23 protein-coding genes are annotated in these 19,184 nt (G+C 68.2%); 9 read left to right on the top strand and 14 right to left on the bottom strand.

The genetic code is table 11. From position 1 onward, the window contains the following. Positions 1 to 36: 36 nt before the first annotated feature. The 5 genes from C9J87_RS18455 to C9J87_RS18435 form a co-directional block, all read right to left on the bottom strand. Complete coding sequence (locus C9J87_RS18455) at positions 37 to 426, bottom strand: heavy-metal-associated domain-containing protein (RefSeq protein ID WP_010834716.1); 390 nt, start codon at positions 424 to 426, stop codon at positions 37 to 39. Positions 427 to 455: 29 nt separating this feature from the next. After that, entirely contained in the window at positions 456 to 740 is a 285-nt protein-coding gene (locus C9J87_RS18450; RefSeq protein WP_010834715.1) for a metal-sensitive transcriptional regulator, read from the bottom strand. 150 nt (positions 741 to 890) lie between these two features. Beyond that, the gene (locus C9J87_RS18445) at positions 891 to 2,012 is read right to left on the bottom strand and encodes a YVTN family beta-propeller repeat protein (RefSeq protein WP_232820115.1); all 1,122 of its coding nucleotides are present in this window, start codon (positions 2,010 to 2,012) and stop codon (positions 891 to 893) included. Positions 2,013 to 2,237: 225 nt separating this feature from the next. After that, complete coding sequence (locus C9J87_RS18440; RefSeq protein WP_107706271.1) at positions 2,238 to 3,347, bottom strand: sensor histidine kinase; 1,110 nt, start codon at positions 3,345 to 3,347, stop codon at positions 2,238 to 2,240. Then, complete coding sequence (locus C9J87_RS18435) at positions 3,344 to 4,108, bottom strand: response regulator transcription factor (protein WP_010834855.1); 765 nt, start codon at positions 4,106 to 4,108, stop codon at positions 3,344 to 3,346. Before C9J87_RS18435 ends, C9J87_RS18440 begins: the two co-directional genes overlap by 4 nt. A gap of 107 nt (positions 4,109 to 4,215) precedes the next feature. On the opposite strand from C9J87_RS18435, the gene C9J87_RS18430 reads away from it, so the two are divergent. The 9 genes from C9J87_RS18430 to C9J87_RS18390 all read left to right on the top strand — a co-directional run bounded on the left by C9J87_RS18430 (position 4,216) and on the right by C9J87_RS18390 (position 11,143). Beyond that, entirely contained in the window at positions 4,216 to 4,509 is a 294-nt protein-coding gene (locus C9J87_RS18430) for an SHOCT domain-containing protein (RefSeq protein ID WP_010834854.1), read from the top strand. A gap of 22 nt (positions 4,510 to 4,531) precedes the next feature. Next, positions 4,532 to 6,079 (top strand): multicopper oxidase family protein, encoded by a 1,548-nt coding sequence (locus C9J87_RS18425; RefSeq protein ID WP_010834853.1) that lies wholly within the window; start codon positions 4,532 to 4,534, stop codon positions 6,077 to 6,079. A gap of 2 nt (positions 6,080 to 6,081) precedes the next feature. After that, positions 6,082 to 6,525 carry a hypothetical protein gene (locus C9J87_RS18420; RefSeq protein WP_198016896.1) on the top strand — a complete coding sequence of 148 codons (444 nt, stop codon included), beginning with the start codon at positions 6,082 to 6,084 and terminating at the stop codon, positions 6,523 to 6,525. A gap of 169 nt (positions 6,526 to 6,694) precedes the next feature. After that, on the top strand, positions 6,695 to 6,940 hold the full coding sequence (locus C9J87_RS18415; protein WP_010834851.1) for a YgaP family membrane protein: 246 nt from the start codon (positions 6,695 to 6,697) through the stop codon (positions 6,938 to 6,940). Beyond that, positions 6,937 to 7,215 carry a hypothetical protein gene (locus C9J87_RS19800; RefSeq protein WP_156887283.1) on the top strand — a complete coding sequence of 93 codons (279 nt, stop codon included), beginning with the start codon at positions 6,937 to 6,939 and terminating at the stop codon, positions 7,213 to 7,215. Before C9J87_RS18415 ends, C9J87_RS19800 begins: the two co-directional genes overlap by 4 nt. A gap of 49 nt (positions 7,216 to 7,264) precedes the next feature. Continuing rightward, positions 7,265 to 7,987, top strand: coding sequence for an ATP-binding cassette domain-containing protein (locus tag C9J87_RS18410; protein ID WP_332871078.1), 723 nt, complete (start codon positions 7,265 to 7,267; stop codon positions 7,985 to 7,987). Continuing rightward, a complete protein-coding gene (locus C9J87_RS18405) occupies positions 7,984 to 9,510 on the top strand; it encodes an ABC transporter permease (RefSeq protein WP_107706272.1) in 1,527 nt (508 codons plus the stop codon). The genes C9J87_RS18410 and C9J87_RS18405 overlap by 4 nt, the downstream gene beginning before the upstream one ends. A gap of 374 nt (positions 9,511 to 9,884) precedes the next feature. Further along, the gene (locus C9J87_RS18395) at positions 9,885 to 10,379 is read left to right on the top strand and encodes a DUF6153 family protein (protein WP_156887282.1); all 495 of its coding nucleotides are present in this window, start codon (positions 9,885 to 9,887) and stop codon (positions 10,377 to 10,379) included. A gap of 92 nt (positions 10,380 to 10,471) precedes the next feature. Continuing rightward, on the top strand, positions 10,472 to 11,143 hold the full coding sequence (locus tag C9J87_RS18390) for a hypothetical protein (RefSeq protein ID WP_010834847.1): 672 nt from the start codon (positions 10,472 to 10,474) through the stop codon (positions 11,141 to 11,143). A gap of 184 nt (positions 11,144 to 11,327) precedes the next feature. Here C9J87_RS18390 and C9J87_RS18385 read toward each other — a convergent pair whose 3' ends face one another. From C9J87_RS18385 to C9J87_RS18345, 9 genes are all read right to left on the bottom strand, one after another. Further along, positions 11,328 to 12,341 (bottom strand): site-specific integrase, encoded by a 1,014-nt coding sequence (locus tag C9J87_RS18385; RefSeq protein WP_010834846.1) that lies wholly within the window; start codon positions 12,339 to 12,341, stop codon positions 11,328 to 11,330. Between the two features lie 200 nt (positions 12,342 to 12,541). Continuing rightward, a complete protein-coding gene (locus tag C9J87_RS18380; protein WP_036491575.1) occupies positions 12,542 to 13,111 on the bottom strand; it encodes a hypothetical protein in 570 nt (189 codons plus the stop codon). After that, positions 13,108 to 13,479 carry a methyltransferase family protein gene (locus C9J87_RS18375; protein WP_010834844.1) on the bottom strand — a complete coding sequence of 124 codons (372 nt, stop codon included), beginning with the start codon at positions 13,477 to 13,479 and terminating at the stop codon, positions 13,108 to 13,110. The genes C9J87_RS18380 and C9J87_RS18375 overlap by 4 nt, the downstream gene beginning before the upstream one ends. 103 nt (positions 13,480 to 13,582) lie before the next feature. Further along, entirely contained in the window at positions 13,583 to 14,494 is a 912-nt protein-coding gene (locus tag C9J87_RS18370; RefSeq protein WP_010834843.1) for a cation diffusion facilitator family transporter, read from the bottom strand. Then, positions 14,494 to 15,195, bottom strand: coding sequence for a cation transporter (locus tag C9J87_RS18365; RefSeq protein ID WP_442937089.1), 702 nt, complete (start codon positions 15,193 to 15,195; stop codon positions 14,494 to 14,496). The genes C9J87_RS18370 and C9J87_RS18365 overlap by 1 nt, the downstream gene beginning before the upstream one ends. Beyond that, entirely contained in the window at positions 15,192 to 15,572 is a 381-nt protein-coding gene (locus C9J87_RS18360) for an ArsR/SmtB family transcription factor (RefSeq protein WP_036491572.1), read from the bottom strand. The genes C9J87_RS18365 and C9J87_RS18360 overlap by 4 nt, the downstream gene beginning before the upstream one ends. Positions 15,573 to 15,894: 322 nt before the next feature. Continuing rightward, positions 15,895 to 16,476 (bottom strand): TMEM165/GDT1 family protein, encoded by a 582-nt coding sequence (locus C9J87_RS18355; protein ID WP_010834840.1) that lies wholly within the window; start codon positions 16,474 to 16,476, stop codon positions 15,895 to 15,897. Between the two features lie 464 nt (positions 16,477 to 16,940). Continuing rightward, entirely contained in the window at positions 16,941 to 18,293 is a 1,353-nt protein-coding gene (locus tag C9J87_RS18350; RefSeq protein WP_198652406.1) for a sensor histidine kinase, read from the bottom strand. Positions 18,294 to 18,339: 46 nt separating this feature from the next. Next, positions 18,340 to 19,005: a response regulator transcription factor gene (locus C9J87_RS18345; RefSeq protein ID WP_010834838.1), complete on the bottom strand. Its 666-nt coding sequence runs from the start codon at positions 19,003 to 19,005 to the stop codon at positions 18,340 to 18,342. Positions 19,006 to 19,184: the final 179 nt, after the last annotated feature.

Here is a 19,184-nt window from a genome sequence, read left to right as displayed (position 1 = left end):
GTGTATTGCGGCGGGTTGCGGTGGTCTGCCGGTGGGCTATCGCTGAGCGAGTTGGTAGTCGCCAGCCTCCTCGAGAGCGCCCGTGACATGGGTGTCGTCCAGGGTGGTAACGCTCACGACTGTCACCGTCGAGATGCCGCCGGCGACGAGCTCGATCTGCACATCGGTGACGCCAGCGAGGGACTTGAGCTCGCTGGTGACGGCTCCGGCGCAGTGGCCGCAGGTCATTCCGGAGACGGCGTAGCTGTGGGTGGTCGTGGTGTTCTCCACGTCGATCGCCTTGGACGCCGCGGACGTGGTGGCCGAGCCGGTGTCAGCAGCACCGCAACCGCAACCGCCACATCCGCAGCTGCCGGCGTCGGCGCTCTGGTCTGCCAGCAGCGGCTGGCTGCGGGCCTGGTCATTGGTCTCGGTGGTCTCGGTCATCGGACTTCCTTAGGTCGGGTGCTGCTGGGTCAGGAGCGGACAAGCCGGGCAATGGCCTCGGATGCCTCGGTGAGCTTGCGTCGCGTGTCCTCGGGGCCTTCGACGTGCGTGAGGCAGTGCTTCAGATGCTGGTCAAGCAGCAGCAGTGCCACGCTCTCGAGGGCCTTGGTGGCAGCTGCGATCTGGGTGAGGATGTCAATGCAGTAGGTGTCTTCATCCACCAGGCGCTGGATCCCGCGGACTTGCCCCTCGACGCGTCGCAGACGGGTCTGAATGGCCTTTTTCTCGGTGATGTAGCCAGGCTCCGTGTGCATCGCCGGCCTCCTTGAGAGTCATGTCTGACTGCCGCTGTTCGTCACAAATCATAATACCCCTAGGGGGTATCAGCGCAAGTAGTGGCGGAATACCTTCACCGAACCTTCATGTCGCCGGCTCCGCCACCGGGAGTCCGCGGTCGCGGTGGGTCAGTGGGTGTCGCCGTCATGACCTTCGTCGTCCGAGTGCTGCGCTGGTTCCCCGGCGGTTCCGTCTGGGAGGCGGAGCATCGTGGTGGGCGCTGGCTCCACGGTGAGGGGTGAGTAGCTGATGCCGTTCGGCTTCCCTCCGACCGGGATCCTGGCCACCACGGTGAGGGTTGCGAGGTCGATCACGGCAACGTCGTTGCCATACAGGTTGGTGACGTAGGCATGCTTCCCCGAGGGCTCGACGACAATCCCATGGGCGCCTTGGCCGGTGTCCACGTTCTCGGTGAGCGTGAACGACCCGATGTCGATGAACGACACGGTGGTTCCCGGCGCCGTTTCGTCTCCCTGGTTGGCCACGAGCAGGAAGCGGTTGTCGGGGGTGACGAACGTCTGGATCGGACCGTCGCCGACCTTGATCTTGCCGACCAGGCGTCGGCGGGCGACGTCGACCTTGGCGACAGCGTCCTCACCGTTGAGGGAGACGTAGACGAAACGGCCGTCCGGAGAGAACGCGACCTGCGCAGGGCCTCGGCCCACAGCTATGTCGTCCACCAGCGTGTTGGTGGTGGTGTCGATGACACTCAAGGTGGTGCCGGACACGTTCGCTACGTAGATCCAGCGTCCGTCCGGACTCGGGCGGAGTCCGTGGGGTCCGGCCCCGGCGGGGATCGTCGCGACCCGACGCATGGTTGCGGTGTCGATGGCGGTGACGGTCCTGTCCTCGGCATTGGTGGTGTAGGCGGTCGCTCCATCTGGGGTGACCACGATGTGGGCCGGGGATCCCCCGGTGGGCACAGCACCGTGGACCTCCAGGGAGGTGGTGTCGAGCATCGCGGCGAACGAGTCATGGCCGCTGACTGTCCACAAGCTCGCCCCGTCCGGCCCCATCTGCACGTTGTGCGGGCCCTCGATGCCGTCCAGGGTGGTGGCCACCTGGTGGGTGGCTGCGTCGATGGCGGTGAGGGTGCCGCCTTCCTCGTTCGCGACCCACACAGTTCCGGTCACCATTCCGGTGTGGGCGGTGGGCACGGTGTCGGCCGTCTCTTCGTCCGGTCCAGTGAGCGCGATGACGCCGATGGCGGCAGCCAGCAGGCCTGCCAGTGGCGTGGCGAGAAATAGCATGAACTTTCGGCGTCCACGTGGTCGGCCGCTGGGACGCGAGGTCGGGTCTGCGCTGCGCGCGGCGGTCTGGTTCATGGGCGGAAGCTCCTGACAGGTGGGGGACGCGTCGCAGCGTGCCTGCGTCACGGGTTCCCCCTGAGACTCGGCGATCCGTCTCGTCGTTCAGCCGAGGTTTCGGTGAAGGTTCGGTGAAGGTGCCTTGGGACCAAAGTCCCTCGCCTGCCGTCAGGCTGCGGGGATGCGGACGGTGAAGGTGCTGCCGTGTCCGGGTCCGGCACTGGTGGCGGAGATGCCGCCGCGGTGGGCCTCGATGAGGGCCTTGGCGATGGCCAGTCCGATGCCGGAGCCGCCGTGGTGGCGGTCGCGGGCCGTGTCGACGCGGTAGAACCGGTCGAAGAGGTGGGGCAGGTGTTCTGCGGCGATACCGTCGCCGGTGTCGGCCACGGCGTACTCGACCCAGTCGTCCACCCGCCGGCAGGACACCGTGACGCGGCCGCCAGCCGGGGTGTGACGGAGCGCGTTGTCGATCAGGTTGCCCAGCACTTGTCCGATCCGGTCGGGGTCGACATCGACCCGGCCCGCTGGGTGCAGGTCGACGTCGAACCGGACACCCTTGGCCTCGTAGCGATCGCGAGCCGCGTCCACGGCCGTGGCAGCGACCTCGGTCGCATCCACGGAACGAGGATCGAGGCGCAGGTCTCCTTCCTCGGCGTGCGAGACCGCTCCGATGTCTTCGGCGAGCCGCCGCAACCGGTGGGTCGAGGAACGCAGCACCGTGACGGTGTCGGAGTCGAGATGGCGTACTCCGTCCTCGAGCGCCTCGAGGTGGGCGTCGATGGTCGCCAGGGGTGTGCGCATCTCGTGAGCGAGGTCGGCGAGCATCTGACGTCGCGTGGATTCAGTGGCCTCTAGTCGACCGGCCAGACGGTTGTACGTGGCCGCGAGGGTAGCGAACTCGGCGCCCAGACCCGGGTCGTCGACGTACGTGTCATAGCGGCCCGCGGCGATCTGGGACGAAGCCGCGGCGACGTTGCCGATCGAGCGTTGGATGCGGCGGCTGAAGTACCACGACACCGCGAGTGCCGCAGCGACCGCGGCGACCAGCGCGACGCCCACCGACACCAGCATGGCCGAGGCGAAGGCCTCCTCGAGGTGTTGGGTTTCCTCCGTGCTGTGCGTGTCGCCGGCGCGATCGAGGTGCTCGTGAAAGATGCTGGGCCCGACCGCGGAGGCGACCAGCCAGATGGTCAGAGCTCCGGCGACCAGGACAAGGGATTGTGCGAGGAGCAGCCGGGTGGAGAACCGCGGGCCCCGCCCCGCCGGACCCCGGGTCATGCGCCGGAGCCCATCCGGTAGCCGATACCTCGGACCGTGCGCACGAACCGGCCCACAGCAGCATCGTCGCCGAGCTTACGACGCAGGTGGCCGATGTGGACATCGACGAGATGCTCATCCCCCACCCACGTCTGACCCCACACGTGGTCGATGAGTTGACGCCGGCTGAAAGCCATCCGGGGACGCTGCGCCAGTGCCGCGAGCAGGTCGAACTCGGTGCGGGTGAGCGCGACCGGCTCACCGCCGAGCCACACGTCGCGGCCCTGCACGTCCACCTTCAGCTCTGCGAACCTCAGATCATGGTGCTGATCCTCCGCCTCCCTCGGTGTCCGGGGCCGGCGCAGCATCGCCTGGATGCGGGCCATCAGCTCGCGGGGACTGAACGGCTTTGTCATGTAGTCGTCGGCGCCGACCGACAGGCCGATGAGGGTGTCCACCTCTTCGCTGCGGGCAGTCAGCACCACGACGTACGCGTCACTGAACGTGCGGATCTGCCGGCAGACCTCGATCCCGTCCAGCGTCGGCAGCCCCAGGTCCAGGACGATTACGTCGGGGTCGACGTCACGGGCAATGAGGACCGCCTGCAGCCCGTCGTGGATGAGAGTGGTCTCGAATCCGTCGCGCTCCAAATAGCTGCCCAGGACTCCGGCGAGGCTGGTCTCGTCCTCGACCACGAGCGCCCGCAGCCCGGAGGGCGACTTGGGTGTGCCCGCAGCCGGACCGGGGGCGGTGGGGCCGGCGTCATTGTCCATGCCGCCCATCGTGACAGCCCTCATGCCTCGAGCTGTGCGAGCGGACGGTGCCGAGCGCCGATCTTCAGTGAACCTTCATCGAATGGTGACCGGAGGGCGCGGGTGCGGCACCGACAGTGAAGGCCAAAGACACGAAGGAGCTGAGGACCATGATGGGCTGGAACCACGACGGGCTGGGCTGGGGCGGTTGGCTGGTGATGCTGCTCGGCATGGTCGCATTCTGGGGCTTGGTGGTGTGGGCGGTCGTGGTGCTCTTCCGCGACACCCGCTCAGGCGACACCCGGCCAGCACACCGCGACCCCCTGGACACCCTCGGGGAGCGGTTCGCCCGCGGCGAGATCGACGAGACCGAGTACCTGGCCCGCGCCGAGGTGCTCCGCGCAGCCCACCGCTCACCCTTGCGCCACTGACTTTCCGCCAGGCACCATTTCTATGAAGGGCTCCACCTTGCCATCCGTCTCGCGCCGCACGCTCGTCCAGGCCGCCGCCGGCCTGGCCAGCGTCGCTGCCGTGGGCAGCCTGTCCGCCTGCAGCGACAGAGCCAGAACGCTCACGCTGGTCCGGCCCGGCTCCCCCGCCGTGGCGGCCGCCGAACTATCCCGCCGCGTCCCGGGTCGTCGGGTCGTCTCGGCGCGACTGACCCCCCGGCCGGTCACGGTCGACCTCGGGGCCCGGACCGTCGACACCTGGGCCTACGGCGAGCAGGTCCCAGGGCCGATGCTTCGAGCGCGCGCCGGCGACCTGCTGCGCGTCACGGTCGACAACCAGCTTCCGGTCGAGACGAGCGTGCACTGGCACGGCCTCGCGTTGCGCAACGACATGGACGGCGTCCCGCACCTGACCCAGGACCCCATCCCAGCCGGCAAATCGTTCGACTACGAGTTCACCGCCCCGCACCCAGGCACGTACTTCTACCACCCGCACTCCGGCGTCCAGCTGGACCGGGGCCTGTACGGCGTCCTGATCGTCGACGACCCCGCAGAGCCCGGCGGCTACGACGACGAGTGGATCGTCGTCCTCGACGACTGGGTCGATGGCACCGGCCGCACCCCCGACCAGATCCTCACCAAACTGCAGCAGGTCAGTGGCAGCGACGGATCCATGGGCGACATGGAGGGGATGGACCACGGCTCGATGATGGGCGGGTCGATGATGGGCGAGATGGGCGGCATGCAGTCCCCGCTGCTGGGTAGTGCGGGTGACATCGTCTACCCGCACTACCTTCTCAACGGACGGACCCCCACTGATCCAGTCACACTGTCGGCGAAGCCGGGTCAACGGGTCCGGATCCGGTTCGTCAACGCCGGCTCAGACACCGCGTTCCGGGTCGCCGTTGGTGGACACCGGATGACCGTCACGCACAGCGACGGCTTCCCGGTCGCGCCGGTGCTCACCGACGCGCTGCTGATCGGGATGGGCGAGCGTTTCGACGTGACCCTCACGCTGGGCGAGGGAGTGTTTCCCCTGGTCGCCTCGGCGGAGGGAAAACAGGGCCAGGGGCTCGCGGTGATCCGCACCGGGACTGGGCGCCCCCCTGTCGCGGGCGTGAAGGTTCGCGAGCTGTCGGGCCAGGTGCTGCTCGGCACCGGCCTGTCGGCGGCGGAGTCCGCCCGCTTGGACCGGCGGTCGATCGACCGACGTCACAACCTCGTCCTTGCGGGGACCATGGCGCCGTACCGGTGGACCATCAACGGCAAGACGTTCCCCGACGCCGAACCCCTGCCGCTGGTCCAGGGGGAGCGGGTCCGGCTGCGATTCGTCAACCAGTCGATGATGTTCCACCCCATGCACGTACACGGGCACACCTTCGCCTTGGCCAAGGGAGGGGCTCGCAAGGACACGGTCATCGTCCGCCCCATGGAGACCCTGGACGTGGACCTGCAGGCCGACAACCCCGGCCAGTGGGCGGCCCACTGCCACAACATCTACCACGCGGAGACCGGCATGATGACCACGCTTTCCTACCAGGCCCGGGAGTGACCGTGTCCGACCATCACCCTGCGACATCGGCCGACGCGGTCAAGGGCCTTCGTCACGAAGAGCCCGCCGTCGGCGAGCAGCCCCCACACCGTGGTGTCCTGGCCGCCGCCTGGAGCGCGGTGACCGCGCTCGTCGGCGGCATCATGGGCCTGCTCCCCCACCTACTGCACCACGTGGGACTGCTCGGAGGTGCGGTGCTGGTGACCGGCGTCACCGGCAACGTGGCGTTTGCCGTGCTGGGCCTGGTCTTCTCCCTCCCCCTGCTCCGGCGCCTGTACCGACGATTCGGCACGTGGAAAGCACCCGCCCTCGCGCTGGCCGTGTTCGCGCTGATGTTCTCGCTCTCGGCCCTCGTCATCGGTCCCGCCATCAGTGACGCCGACCCACAGCCAGCACCCGTACCCACCGAGCAGGTCGATCCCGACCACGACGAACACCACGACTGACAGCTCAGGCCAACCCCCACCTCCCGAAACGACGCGCCGCGTACCCCAACACCCCGGCGGGATCTTCAAAGAACCTTCACGGAACAGCCAGAGCGATCTTGACCCCCAGGGACGACGCTCAGAAGTGCAAGGACCCGGACACGCCGGGTCGGGGAAGGAGCTGAGAGTCATGGCAAGGAGTTGGAAGGTCAACATCACGCCGGCCGAGAGAATCGCACGAATCGTGGTCGGAGGTTTCGCCGCGGTTGCCGGAGTCGCCCTGCTCACGTCAGCCTCGGGTGCGCTCGTGGTCGTCCTCGAGTTGCTCCTCGTGCTCGCCGGCCTCGACCTGGTCGTCACCGGCGCGCTCGGGCACTGCCCGCTCTACGCCCGGCTCGGCCACGTGCCGACATCACTGAAGGAGAGGACATCATGACCACCCCGACCCCCGGCCCCCGCCGTCCGTTCCACGACCCGTCACCGACAGCTACCCCGGAGACCGGACACACCCACTCACCCGAATCCAGTCAAGGAGCACACGGGGCACACCGATGGATGATGATGATCTGCTGCATCCCGATGGTGGTGATCGTGGTGCTGTTGCTGGCCACAGGAGCAGCGGGCTCCGGTGCAGTGCTGTGGGCTCTGGGTTGCGTGGCGATGATGGCCGCGATGATGTTCATGATGCCCGGCGGCCACAACCACAAGTAGGTACTCAACGGGCTCCTCAGTCCCGGCGAGATGGCCCCTCGAAGAAGTGATGACGATGCAACGTCTGTTCAGCATCAAGGTAGCGGCGCCCGACCAAGCCGAAACCCTGGCAGCCGAGCCGAAGGGTGCCACTCACGAGGGGTCAGTTCTCACCGCACGAGGGATCGAGAAGTCCTACCGACGCAACCTATGGTCACCCCGAAACCGCGTTCAGGTTCTTACCGGGGCCGACATCACCCTCGGGCAAGGCGAGGTCGTCGGCCTCGTCGGTGAGAACGGGTCCGGGAAGTCAACACTGATGAGGATCCTGGTGGGAGACCTGCGGGCCGACGCAGGCACCCTCACCAGGAGCGGCCTGGTCGGCTACTGCCCCCAGGAGCCGTTGGTCTACCCGCGACTGACCTGCGACGAGCACTTCGAGCTGTTCGGCCACGCCTACGGTATGACCACTCAACATGAGCGGGAGAGCAGGGCGGCCATCTACGACTCGCTGGGTTTCGAGCGCTTCGCAGAGACCCGGGCGGAGCGACTCTCGGGCGGCACTCTGGCCAAGCTCAACCTGGGTCTGGCGCTGCTGCCCGATCCGGCGCTGCTGCTTCTGGACGAGCCGTACGCCGGGTTCGACTGGGACACCTACCTGAAGTTCTGGGACCTAGTGGACGAGCGGCGCGTCGCCGGTCGCACGGTCCTGATCGTCAGCCACTTCGTCGTCGACGAGGCGCGGTTCGACCGGATCGTCGAGATCCGCGATGGCAAGGCGTGGCCGCGATGACCACCACCGCTCTGCTTGTCCGACGCTTCCTGGCCGACTACACCAGGAACGGTCCCAACCTGGTCCTGCTCGCCGTCATCCCCGTCGTCTTCGTCGTGGTCGCGGCCCCGCCCATGGCTGACGCCGCCCGGCTGCTGGGCGGCACCGGAGGCGGCCCCGCCGTCGAAACCGTCACCGCAGGATGGGCGGCCGCCTTCCTGTCTGCGGTCGCGATGTACTTCCAGATCTCGACCGCTCGCACCACCGACCGCCGGCTCGCGCTCGCCGGACTGGCACGGCTGCGGCTGGCGACCGCTCGGCTGACGGCCGGCGCCGTCCTGGCCCTGATGGCCACCCTGGTAGCGGTGCTCGCACTCACCGCCCGAGGACCGGTCGACGACCCGTGGCGGGTCGCCACCGGCACAGTCATGTTCGCAGTGGTCTACCTCGGACTCGGGGCGGTGGTGGGTGCGCTCGTCCCGAACGCGGTCAACGGCACCGTGATCCTGATGTTCATCTGGATCCTCGACGCCTTCTTCGGCCCCACCCTCAGCGGCTCAGAGTCCGCTGTGCTGCGACTGCTGCCCACCCACTTCATCTCGCTGTGGACGGTGGCCCTGCCCTCGGGACACGGTGGACCCGAAGAGCTCGCGGTGTCGCTCGGATGGGTGATCACCGCACTTGCTCTCGCCCTGTGGGTCATTGCCAGCACCACAACCACGGGGCGCACCCGACGGGCAAGCCGCACGGGGCGGGTCGGCCAACTGCTCACGAGCCTGCGCATGGGCTGGCACGACTGGCGGCGTACCCCGGTGCTGTGGCTCCTGCTCGCGATCGTCCCGGCAGTCTTCATCCTCCTGTCCGACGCGGTCACCCCACACGGGCACACCCCGGTCGTACTCCGTGAGGCCGGCGCCAAGATCACGTCCATGGTCGACCCGGTCGAGATGCACGGCGGCACCATGGCACCGGTGGCCATCGCATCGTTGGCCGCCCTGGTCGGCGTCTTCGTCGTCCTCGACGCCCGCGCCGCCGACCGTCGCCTCGCCTTGGCAGGACAACGCCCGTCCGTGCTGCTGGCCACCCGGCTCACCATGGTGCTCACCGCCGCCGCCATCGCCACCGCGGTCTCACTCGCGGTCACCGCCACTGTGTTCGACGCCCGCAACTGGGGCGTCTACATCGGCGGCGTCGCCCTGCTCGCCGTCACCTACGCCCTGATCGGCGTCGTGCTCGGCCCGGTCTTCGGTCGGGTCAGCGGCACCTTCATGGCCTTTCTCATACCGTTTCTCGATCTGGGCATCGGCCAGAGCCCGATGCTGCGCGGCGAACCCGCGTCCTGGGCACACTGGCTGCCCGGGTACGGCGGAACCAGGGTGATGATCGACGGCGCACTCACCAGCGGCTTCGACGAGGCCGCCTCCCTCACGCTCGGACTCGGATGGATAGCCGTCCTCCTCCTCACCGCGACCGTGCTGCTACGCAGCATCGCCGGCACTCCCCTACCGAAACCATCACGTAGGGCGCACCCGGCGCACGCATGAAACGAAATTGAGGCGATACAAATGTTCAAGCACATGACTCAGTTCGCTGCCATCGGAACTGCTGTGGCGGCCGGGGTGCTCACCGTAGGTGCGACCACCCCGGCGGCGGCCGCAAGCGACTTCGGCCACCACGTCAGCACCTGCGCCCAGACCATGGGCTTCAGTGGCGACCACAACCCCGGAATTCATCAGGGCCGCCACGGTTGGGGCCCAACCCACCCCTGCTGAACACGGCCTGGATTGAGCCCGCTACCCCCCCCCGGGTAGTTGGTTGGGCTCAGAGCCCGAGGCCGCGGCTCGAGGTCGTGGCGCGGCCCCCTCCCACGGATCTAGCCAGCACGTAGGACGGTGACCGAGCACCCCCGTTCTGGGCCGTGACTCTCGACGCATTCCCGCGTGTTGACGCCTTCAGTTTGGTAATTCGCTACCTGGCCTCCGTATGGTCTTCAAGCGTGACCGGGCACAGGAGGCAACGCAGCGCCCTGGTGCTGGCGACCCTCTTTGCGGTTATCTTCGGCGTCTTCGCCATGCACTCGCTCACATCGCACGAGCGAGGTCATGCCGGCCATGCGGCACTTCCGCTCGCTGCGGAAGCGGCCGACCGCGGGCACCACACCGAACCCGCTGGGACCAAAGCGCCACAGTCAGCAGACTCCGAGTCGCCCGCCGACGATGACAACGGCAGCGTCACCGAGTTGTGCATGGCGCTTCTCTGCCTCATGGCCGCGCTCATTGCACTCGCGCTGAGCCGTGGCATCTCGCGGGGAATCCTGTACATCGCACCCCGGTGGATCGGCCCACGCATCGCTGTTCTCTCGCGATCCGCAGACCCTCCCTGTCTGCATCGTCTGTCGATTCTGCGCTGCTGAGCAGACGACCGGCGCCACGCCGCACCATCACTCGGTGCCGGCGCCGCTTCCGCCTGCTCTCACACACCCAGATTTGAAAGGCACCATCAGACATGACAGTTCAGAATGACCTCTCCCCCGAAGACGTGACCGCCTACGAGGCGGAGTTCGCGAAACGAACTCCCGGGCTCTACTCGCGCTACATCGGCGCGATGCTCTATTTCATGGGCGCCGCCCTCATCGCCGGCGCCGTCGTCCACTACCCGATCGACCCGCTTCAGTACACCGTCATCTGCATCGTCGGCGCGTTCGTGTTCCTGCTCGGCACGATCGTGAACGAGTTCATCCTCGCCACCGAACGACCGAACGCCCGACAGGCCCTCGGCCTCGTCGCCTTCTCCCTGCTGCTCTCCTTCGGCGTTGGCATGGTTGGCGGCGGCATCCAGCACTTCACCCAGTTCCCTGAGCGCTCCGCGATGATGACGCCGATCGGCCTCGTGATGTCGTTCGCCGCGTTCATTGCCAAGGACAACGACGGCCGGTGGCGGCACGCGTTCAGCCTTTTTGGCGCCGGCGTACTCCTAGTCGCCGGACTTACCTGGGTGGGCATGACTGCAATCGGTACGACCATCGATTCCGAGGGCCACAGCCACGGCGGGGACTCGACGTCCAACGCGCCTGAAGCCCCGGCCGAGGCACCGGCAGGCGAGGACCACACGGGCCACGAGCCCAACCAGGCTCCGGCCGAGCCCGCCGACGACGGTCACACGTCGCACAGCCACTGACCCCGGGTCTGCGGCGGGCCGCGCGCCACGAGTGCGCGGTCCCTGCAGGTCAGCCACACGCCATGAGTTGCTGCGGGCACCCGGCCATTCATGTGATGAGGTTTGACAGCAGCGCCGCAAGGCAACCTGCGGGGGCTGCAGATCGACGCCCGGCGCATCGTCGCCGCGATCGCCCCGACGGCTACTACAGCCCGAGGTCCTTGCTCGAGGTTGTCGCGAGCGCCTCGAGGGGGCGGATGTAGCGGTTGAGGAGGACGGAGAGGTCCTTGTGTCGGGTCTGTGCCGCGATTCGGTCGAGTGGGACGCCGGCGAGAGCGGCAGTGGTGGCGTGGCCGGCGCGCATCGAGTGGGCGGTGATCCGGGTGCCGTCGAGTCCGGCGGCTTCGGCCCTAGCGCGGAGCATCCGCGCCGGAACATGTCCGCTGAGCGCCTGGAGACTGACGGTGCTCCCCCAGATGCGGGTGAAGACCGGTCCGGGGGCCGCGCCGCGGATCTCGCGCCAGGCGTTGAGGGCGGCGACGGGGTCGGTGGCGGCGTGCTGTCCGTGGGCGACGCCCACCACCTCGCCGTGGCCTTCGGGGTCCGTCTTGGACCGCCGGATGTGGAGCAGGAACCCAGCGGGCTTGTCCTCGACATCGGCCAGGGTGAGGGCAACGAGCTCGGAGCGTCGCAGGGCCGAGGCGTAGCCGAGCAGGATGATCGCGGCGTCGCGGACACCGATCGGGGTGCTGCGGTCGATGCCGTGGATGATCTGACGGATCTCTTCCACCGACAGGGGTCGGGCGAGACGCCGGGGGGCTGAGCCGTAGGTACGACGAAGCCCGCGCCGCACCTGGCGGACGGCGAGGGCGTCTGCGGGGTTGTGCAGGTCGCACGTGAGGTGGACATGGCGGATCACCGTGCAGATGAGGTCGAGGGTGCCCATGGCACGGCCGGCGGCGGCCTGCTCGGTCAGGTAGGCGCACACCGCTAGCGGGTCGCTCGGCAGGACCGTCACTCCGCGGCCGGCGCACCAGCGTTCCCATCGCGACCAGACGCCGGCGTAGACGCGGCGGGTCGACTCGGTGCGGGCCGCAGCGATCGCGGTGGCGATTCGCTCCCCATCGGTGTCGGTCAAGCCGCGCGGCATGATGCCGATCGGGTCGACGGGGTGGACAGGGGCGGTCGCCGGCAGCGCGGCGCTCATCATCGTGGTCATGGCCCTGTCGTAGCGGCGACCATGCCAGCCCCGCCCACCGGCCGGACGTCTCACCGCTGCACACCGCGGTGGTTCGTCAGAAAAGGCTGAGTTGTTGAGGAGGTTCCCCATCGGACGCCTCCAACAGTATCGGAACGTCTCGGAACGCTTGCCCATCGTTTCCGATGACTATTCGATGACGGGTCGATTCCCGGCGTCCGTCATCGCAGGGTGAGCACGATCTGCTGGTCGGGCTCCAGGCGGAGGTCAGCCGGGTCTCCGGTGACCTTGGTGCCGTTGCTGGTGACGACGACATGTCGCCCCGCCTTCGCCCGGACGCCGCCGATCTGCTCCGGGGTCAGCGTGACGCCCCACTGGGTGAAGAACTGGCCGAGCGTGAACACCTCGCCCACGGAGTCGGCCTCGATGTGGATGGTTCCGTCGCCTTCATGAGTGTGCAGTGCAGACATGGCACCTGTGCTCGGGTCAACACCGACGTTGGGCGGAACCGGGACTTCGCCGCCGTCGATGACGATGCGGAGCTGGGGGTGGTAGTGCTCGGCGGTGCCCATGGGACCCAGGTCGAGTCCGGCGGCTGCCACGCGCGCGGCCACGTCGCTCGGGGGCGGCCATGGCGGCATCGCGGCGTCGTCCGGGGAGGGAGTGACGTCGGACGTCGGAGTCGCGATCGTGAGGTCCTTTCCCGGGTCGGTGCGGTCGGTGTCGTTGGCGCAGCCACTCAGCCCGATGATCGCGGTCAGTGTGAGGGCAACGTAGGTGCGGCTTCTCATGCAGTCGGCTTCCTGCTGGGGAACGATCGGAGGCTCAGCCACCGGGGCGTGGTGGCAACGTAACGGTCCCATTCCGCGCCGAAGTTGTCGGCCATCGCGCGCTCCTCTGCTTCGATCTGAGCCTTGGTCATGCGGAGGGCGAACCCGGCTGCGGGGAGAAAGCCGAGGGTCGAGCGCCGGGCGAGTGCACTGGCCACGAGGACGCCCGCCATGGCCACGTACATCGGGTTCCGGGTGGCCCGGAACGGCCCGTCGCTGACGAGCTGGCTGGCGCGCTCCGGTGAGAGTGGATCGACGGTCGTCTGCCGGCGCCTAAAGGCGGTCACGGCCCAGCCCAGCAGCCCCAGGCTGGCCGAGAGGACGGCCACTGCCAGCCCCAATGACGTCCGGCTGGGCCGATGGCGATCGGGAAGTAGCCTCTGAACCACCAGGCCGACGGCCATCCATCCGAGCGGCGGAACCCGTCGCAGCTCACCAGCCGAGCTCATGGCACTGCACCCCCTTGACGGCTTCGACCTGAAGGGTGGCGTGCTCGATGTGGTGCCGCTCGGCCAGGGCGTGCTGTGCCGCGACCAGGACGGTCTGCGGGTTGACACCCTCGTCAACCACGAGGTGAGCGGTGGCGACGTTCATCCCCGACGTCAGCGTCCAGATGTGGAGGTCGTGGATGTCGGCTACCCCGGCTACGGCCTCAAGGTCCGCCACGACTTCGTCCAATTGCATACCTTCCGGGATGTGTTGGCCAAGAACCGCCAGGATCTGGCGGCCGAGGATGATGGCGCGGACGGCGACGAAGATGCCGATGCCGAGCGCGACGATGGTGTCCCAGACTCCGTTGCCGGTTGCGGCGACCAGGAGCCCGGCGATGATGACTCCGACGCTGCCCGCCGCATCGGAGACCACCTCGAAGTAGGCGCCCTTGACGTTGAGCGACTCCTTCGATCCTGCGCGCAACAGGAGCATGGTGAGGAGATTGATGGCCAGACCGATGACGCCGACGACGAGCATGGCGCTCGAGGTGACTTCCGGCGCTGCGCTGATGCGACCGACCGCCTCCACCACGACATAGACGGAGACACCGAGCATGATCAGCACGGTCAGGCCGGAGGCGAACACCTCAGCTCGATAGGAGCCGTAGGTGCGGCGACCGGTCGAGTCGGGCCGGGTCGCGATCTTGGTGGCCACCAGCGCGGCGCCGAGCGCAACGACGTCAGCGGCCATGTGACCGGCATCGGAGATCAGCGCCAGCGAGCCGGAGATGACACCGGCGACGAGTTCGATGACGAAGAAGGCCGCGACCAGGACGAACGCGCCGGCCAGGCGAGTCCGGTAGCGACCACCGGCGTGACCGGCTGGCGACCCGTGCGAGTGTCCCGCGCCCATCAGCGCTTCTCGTCGTGGCAGCAGCCGTCGTTGCAGACAGCCGCCTCGGCGGCTTCGCCCGGAGGTACGGCGCAGCAGCTCTCGCCGCGCCACGCCTCGCGGCCCTCCTTCACCGCGACCGCGGCGATCACGAGCCCGGCGATGGGATCGGCCCAGGACCAGCCGAGCGTGGCGTTGAGGACCAGGCCGACGAGCAGGACCGCGGACAGGTAGGTGCACAGCAGCGTCTGGGTGGAGTCGGCGACCACCGCGTTGGAACCGAGCTCGCGTCCGGTGCGCCGCTGGGCCCAGGACAGGAACGGCATCACCACGAGCGAGAGGGACGCCAGCGCGATGCCGACGGGCGAGGCGTCGGGTTCTGCGCCGGTCACCAGTGCCCGCACCGACTCGAAGCTGACGTAGGCCGCCAGGGCGAAGAAGGAGACCGCCATCAGCCGCAGCGCGGTCCGCTCGCGCGACTCGGGCAGGGCGTGGCGGAACTGCCACAGGATGATCAGGCCGCTGCTGACCTCGACGACCGAGTCCAGCCCGAAGCCGATCAGTGCGATCGACCCGGCGACCAGGCCCGCGGTGATCGCGATGACGGCCTCGACGACGTTCCAGGTGACCGAGGCGGCCGCGAGCAACTGAGCCCGGCGGCCGAGCTGCATGCGCCGGCCGGGGTCGGCGGTGAAGGTCGGCATCTCGAGATTGGGGCTCACTGCGCGGCTCCCTCGCCATAGACCGGGCAGAGCGTGACCGCGTCGCCGGTGGCAGCAAGCAGTTCCTCGGCGGCCGCGAACACCTTGAGAACGGCGTCCGGGTGGGTCAGGGAGAACACCGACGAGCGTCCCACCGGCCGCGACTCGACCAGTCCGCAGTCGCGCAGGCACGCGAGGTGCTTGGACACCGTCGACTGAGCCAGTCCCAGGTGGGCGGTCAGGTCGGCGACCTTGTGCTCCCCCAGCAATAGGTGCCGCAGGATCGCAACCCGCGACGCGTCGCCCATGCCACGGAAGAGGCACGCTGCCGCCCGCCCTGCAGCGGCTTCGTCGATGCCCGCAGCGAGGGAGTCGCTACCAACCACTTTGATCGCCATGCAGCGATAATAGCGCCAGTTGCGACAGATTCGCCAAGTCATGCTCCGAGGGGACCTCTCGACGCCATCCGGGGCATCGCCTCGAGGCACTGGTGGTCCCGACGATTGGCTGTCCGGACGTTCGCCGATGGCGTGTCGTGAATCGGGACATGACCGACGGTAGGCAGGGTCCGGCTCCCAGTTGCGGGGTGATGCTGGGCATGGTCGCGCTGTGACCACGACCCGTGGATCTCGCTGCCCGCCACCGGCGCCGATGACCAGGGGGTCGTCCCACCGAGACCATGACGGGACACCGGCGAGCGCGGCGGCCGTCGGATCCCAGCTAAACGAGGATGCGTACACCGTCAGCGATAAGCAACAGGCCGAACAGGGCGAACAGCGCGGCGGCACCCCATTTGATGACATGTTCGGGGAGGTTCTTGCCGAGCAGGGCTCCGACGACGATGGCGAGGGCGTCGGCGGCGACCATCCCCACGGTGCTGCCGATCCAGGTCCCGAGCCAGCCCTCCTGGGTCGCCAGCGTGATGGTGGCCAACATCGTCTTGTCCCCGAGTTCGGCGAGGAAGAAAGCGACACCGACGGCAAGGATCGCCGCCCCCTGGCTGGAGCGTGCCTTGGCTGCCTCGTCCTCGGTGAGCTCGTCTCCGCGGAGGGTCCACGCGGCGAAGCCAAGGAACGCGACGCCAGCCACTATCGAGATCCAGTGCTGTTGGTCGGCGAAGGCGTCGCCGACCCAGTACCCGATGCCCACTGAGGCTAGGTGAACGATGGCTGTAGCGGCGGTGATGCCAATGAGCACGTCACGTACCCGGTATCGGGCGGCGAAGGTCATCGCCATCAGTTGGCTCTTGTCGCCGAGTTCGGCCACGAAGATCACGGCGGTGCTCAGCAGGAACGCGTACATGGGTTGGGAGTCCTCTCCGGGCTTGGCCGGAGGGCGTGTCACAGACTCTGGACGACCCTTCGACCAGGCGCGTCCATTGAATGGGTCTGCAACTGGTCGAAAGTCTCGTCCGCCACCGAGGTGGCCTCTCGCGCCGGGCCCGAGGGCCAGCATGTCGACACGGGTGTTGGGGACTACTCCCTTTCAGACCGGAACATTACCGACATCGAGGCTGCCGGACGAATCCGGGGGGGTGTAGCCGGAGCGCCCCCTCCCGGTGCCGCATCCGCGAGCGAGTGGTGTGGCCCAGCCGGTTCCACGTGCTTGCTTTGCTTTGCATAACCAGTGACCCACCCTGCGCGTACGGCGCTGAGATCTACGCAATGCTTGGCGGGTGATGGAACTGAGCTTTGCTACGAGCCTGGAGCCGTGCCACCAATCCTGAGTTCGTACACGGTCCTCTATCCATTTGACCGGGCCCTGCATCACTGGATGGCGTGACTGCCGACAGCGCCGGTCTCGTGCTCCTCGTAGGGGAGGGTTAGGACGAAGCGAGCACCTTGCGCTCCGGCCTCGGCGCGGAGGCTGCCGCCATGCGCGACGCTGATCTCGCGGGCGATCGCCAGCCCCAAGCCGGTGCCGCCACTCACGCGCGCGCGGCTCTCGTCCAGCCGCACGAAGCGCTCGAAGACCCGTTCGCGGTCGGCCTCTGGGATGCCCGGTCCGTCGTCTTCGACCGCGACCTCGATACTGCTGCCGCGGATCTGAAGGCTGAGATCGACGTGAGTCTCGCCGTGCCGTGCGGCGTTGTCGGCCAGGTTGCGCAGGAGCCGGGCCAGTTGGACGGGGTCGCCGTGGATGCGCACAGGCGGCGCCGCGACTGTCACGCTGAGGGGTCCGAGCTTGCGGAGTCGGTCAGCCTCGTGGGTGAGCAGGTCGTCGAGGTCGACATCAACAGATCGAAGCTTCAGTCCGTGCTCGTCAGCGCGGGCCAGCAGGAGAAGGTCCGCGACCAGGCGGTCGAGGCGGTCGAGCTCGGCAAGCACGTCGCTGCTGGTCGCGGTCCAGTCACGGCTCTCGGGATGCAGCGCCGCGATCTCGTGGGCGGCCCGGATGGTGGCCAGTGGGCTGCGCAGCTCATGCGAGGCGTCTCCGACGAATCGGCGTTGGCGGTCGCTGCCGGTCTTGAGCCGGGCGAGCATTGCGTTCATCGTGACGGCAAGCCGGGCGATCTCGTCGTCGCCCTCAGGCACCGGCACCCGCGCATCCAGCTCCGAGGTTCCCTGGACCTGCGCGACCCGGCTACGGATGGCCTCGACCGGCGCGAGCGCTCTGCCCGCGAGCCAGTACGAGGTAAGCGCGACCCCCAGCAGGACCACGGGGTAGCCGATCAGCAGCAGGTTGACCACCACCGCGGTGGACTGTCCCACCAGCTCGAGGCTTTGCGCGACCAGGACCACCACGGGCCCGTCAGGACCTGAGACTCCCTGGGCGACCACGACGAACTCCTCGCCCTCCCCGATCGGCAGGGCGCGGGAACGGACCGTGGTGGTGGTTCCCGGTTCGGGTCGGGCGTCCACCACCGGTGGTTCTCCCTCCACCGACGGGCTGGCGGCGAGCACGTTGCCAGCGGCGTCGACGATCTGCACCAGGGACTGATCCCCTGCACCGGTGGTGAGCCCAGCGCCGGCGCCGCCCTCCGCGACCTGCGCACCGATATCCGCGGCCTGACCACGTGCGGCCTCGGTGATGGACCCTTCGAGCTGCTGGCGCTGCGCGAACGCGAAGGCCAGCGCGGCAACGGCGAGGAACAGCGCGACGGCCAGGGTGGCCGCCACCGTGGTCCGCCACCGCACACCACGGAATCTCGTTCGCATCGGCCGCTCAGCTCCCCGCGCCGGACAGACGGTAGCCGACGCCCCGGACCGTCTGGATCGACTGGCGGTCGAAGGGCTGGTCGATCTTGCGGCGCAGGTATCCCACGTAGACCTCAACGACGTTCTCGTCGCCTTCGTAGTTCACGTCCCACACCCCCTGCAGTATCTCCAGCTTCGAGACCACTTCGCCGGGGTGGCGCATCAGGAAGTGCAGCACTCCGAACTCCCGTGGGGTCAGGTCGAGGTCGGTTTCGCCGCGCCGAACCACCCGCGTCGCCGGGTCGAGCGTCAGGTCCGCCACCCTCAAGACCGTGGGACGCTCCGGCGCACCACGTCGTACCAGTGCCCTGAGCCGGGCGACCAGCACAACGAAGGAGAACGGTTTGGTCAGGTAGTCGTCCGCCCCGAGATCAAAGGCGTCGACCTGGTCGTACTCCCCGTCCTTGGCCGTCAACATCAGCACCGGGGTCCATACACCAGACTCGCGCAGTCCCCGGCACACGTCGTAGCCGTTCAACGAGGGCAGCATGATATCGAGAATGATCACGTCGTAGTCCCTCGCCTGCGCTTCGGCGAGTCCCTCGGCGCCATCGTGCACGATGTCGACGACGAAGCCTTCAGCGATCAGTCCGCGGCGCACCGTCTCGGCGAGACGAACCTCGTCCTCGACCATAAGTACCCGCACCGGCCGACCTCCGTTCCCTGTCAGCACCTATCTTGGCGGGTCGCGACTGTGGACATGCTGAGAAGCGGCGACGGGTACGCCGTCCGCGTCGCTACCGGCACTGGGATCCAGCAGCGACGTCGACGCAACCGGGGCGCCTCGGTCGCCCATGTCTGGCAGTGTGGCTA

Source organism: Nocardioides allogilvus, assembly GCF_003047285.1.
Lineage (GTDB): Bacteria > Actinomycetota > Actinomycetes > Propionibacteriales > Nocardioidaceae > Nocardioides > Nocardioides allogilvus.
The sequence above is the reverse complement of the archived record's forward strand: the minus strand, read 5'-3'. Positions and strand labels throughout refer to the sequence as shown.

Excerpts from the sequence above, each read along its gene's own strand:
- C9J87_RS18455 (WP_010834716.1), bottom strand. The coding sequence starts at position 426 with ATGACCGAGACCACCGAGACCAATGACCAGGCCCGCAGCCAGCCGCTG.
- C9J87_RS18450 (WP_010834715.1), bottom strand. The coding sequence starts at position 740 with ATGCACACGGAGCCTGGCTACATCACCGAGAAAAAGGCCATTCAGACC.
- C9J87_RS18445 (WP_232820115.1), bottom strand. The coding sequence starts at position 2,012 with ATGCTATTTCTCGCCACGCCACTGGCAGGCCTGCTGGCTGCCGCCATC.
- C9J87_RS18440 (WP_107706271.1), bottom strand. The coding sequence starts at position 3,347 with ATGACCCGGGGTCCGGCGGGGCGGGGCCCGCGGTTCTCCACCCGGCTG.
- C9J87_RS18435 (WP_010834855.1), bottom strand. The coding sequence starts at position 4,108 with ATGGGCGGCATGGACAATGACGCCGGCCCCACCGCCCCCGGTCCGGCT.
- C9J87_RS18425 (WP_010834853.1), top strand. The coding sequence starts at position 4,532 with ATGAAGGGCTCCACCTTGCCATCCGTCTCGCGCCGCACGCTCGTCCAG.
- C9J87_RS18415 (WP_010834851.1), top strand. The coding sequence starts at position 6,695 with ATGGCAAGGAGTTGGAAGGTCAACATCACGCCGGCCGAGAGAATCGCA.
- C9J87_RS19800 (WP_156887283.1), top strand. The coding sequence starts at position 6,937 with ATGACCACCCCGACCCCCGGCCCCCGCCGTCCGTTCCACGACCCGTCA.
- C9J87_RS18410 (WP_332871078.1), top strand. The coding sequence starts at position 7,265 with ATGACGATGCAACGTCTGTTCAGCATCAAGGTAGCGGCGCCCGACCAA.
- C9J87_RS18405 (WP_107706272.1), top strand. The coding sequence starts at position 7,984 with ATGACCACCACCGCTCTGCTTGTCCGACGCTTCCTGGCCGACTACACC.
- C9J87_RS18390 (WP_010834847.1), top strand. The coding sequence starts at position 10,472 with ATGACAGTTCAGAATGACCTCTCCCCCGAAGACGTGACCGCCTACGAG.
- C9J87_RS18385 (WP_010834846.1), bottom strand. The coding sequence starts at position 12,341 with ATGACCACGATGATGAGCGCCGCGCTGCCGGCGACCGCCCCTGTCCAC.
- C9J87_RS18380 (WP_036491575.1), bottom strand. The coding sequence starts at position 13,111 with ATGAGAAGCCGCACCTACGTTGCCCTCACACTGACCGCGATCATCGGG.
- C9J87_RS18370 (WP_010834843.1), bottom strand. The coding sequence starts at position 14,494 with ATGGGCGCGGGACACTCGCACGGGTCGCCAGCCGGTCACGCCGGTGGT.
- C9J87_RS18360 (WP_036491572.1), bottom strand. The coding sequence starts at position 15,572 with ATGGCGATCAAAGTGGTTGGTAGCGACTCCCTCGCTGCGGGCATCGAC.
- C9J87_RS18355 (WP_010834840.1), bottom strand. The coding sequence starts at position 16,476 with ATGTACGCGTTCCTGCTGAGCACCGCCGTGATCTTCGTGGCCGAACTC.
- C9J87_RS18345 (WP_010834838.1), bottom strand. The coding sequence starts at position 19,005 with ATGGTCGAGGACGAGGTTCGTCTCGCCGAGACGGTGCGCCGCGGACTG.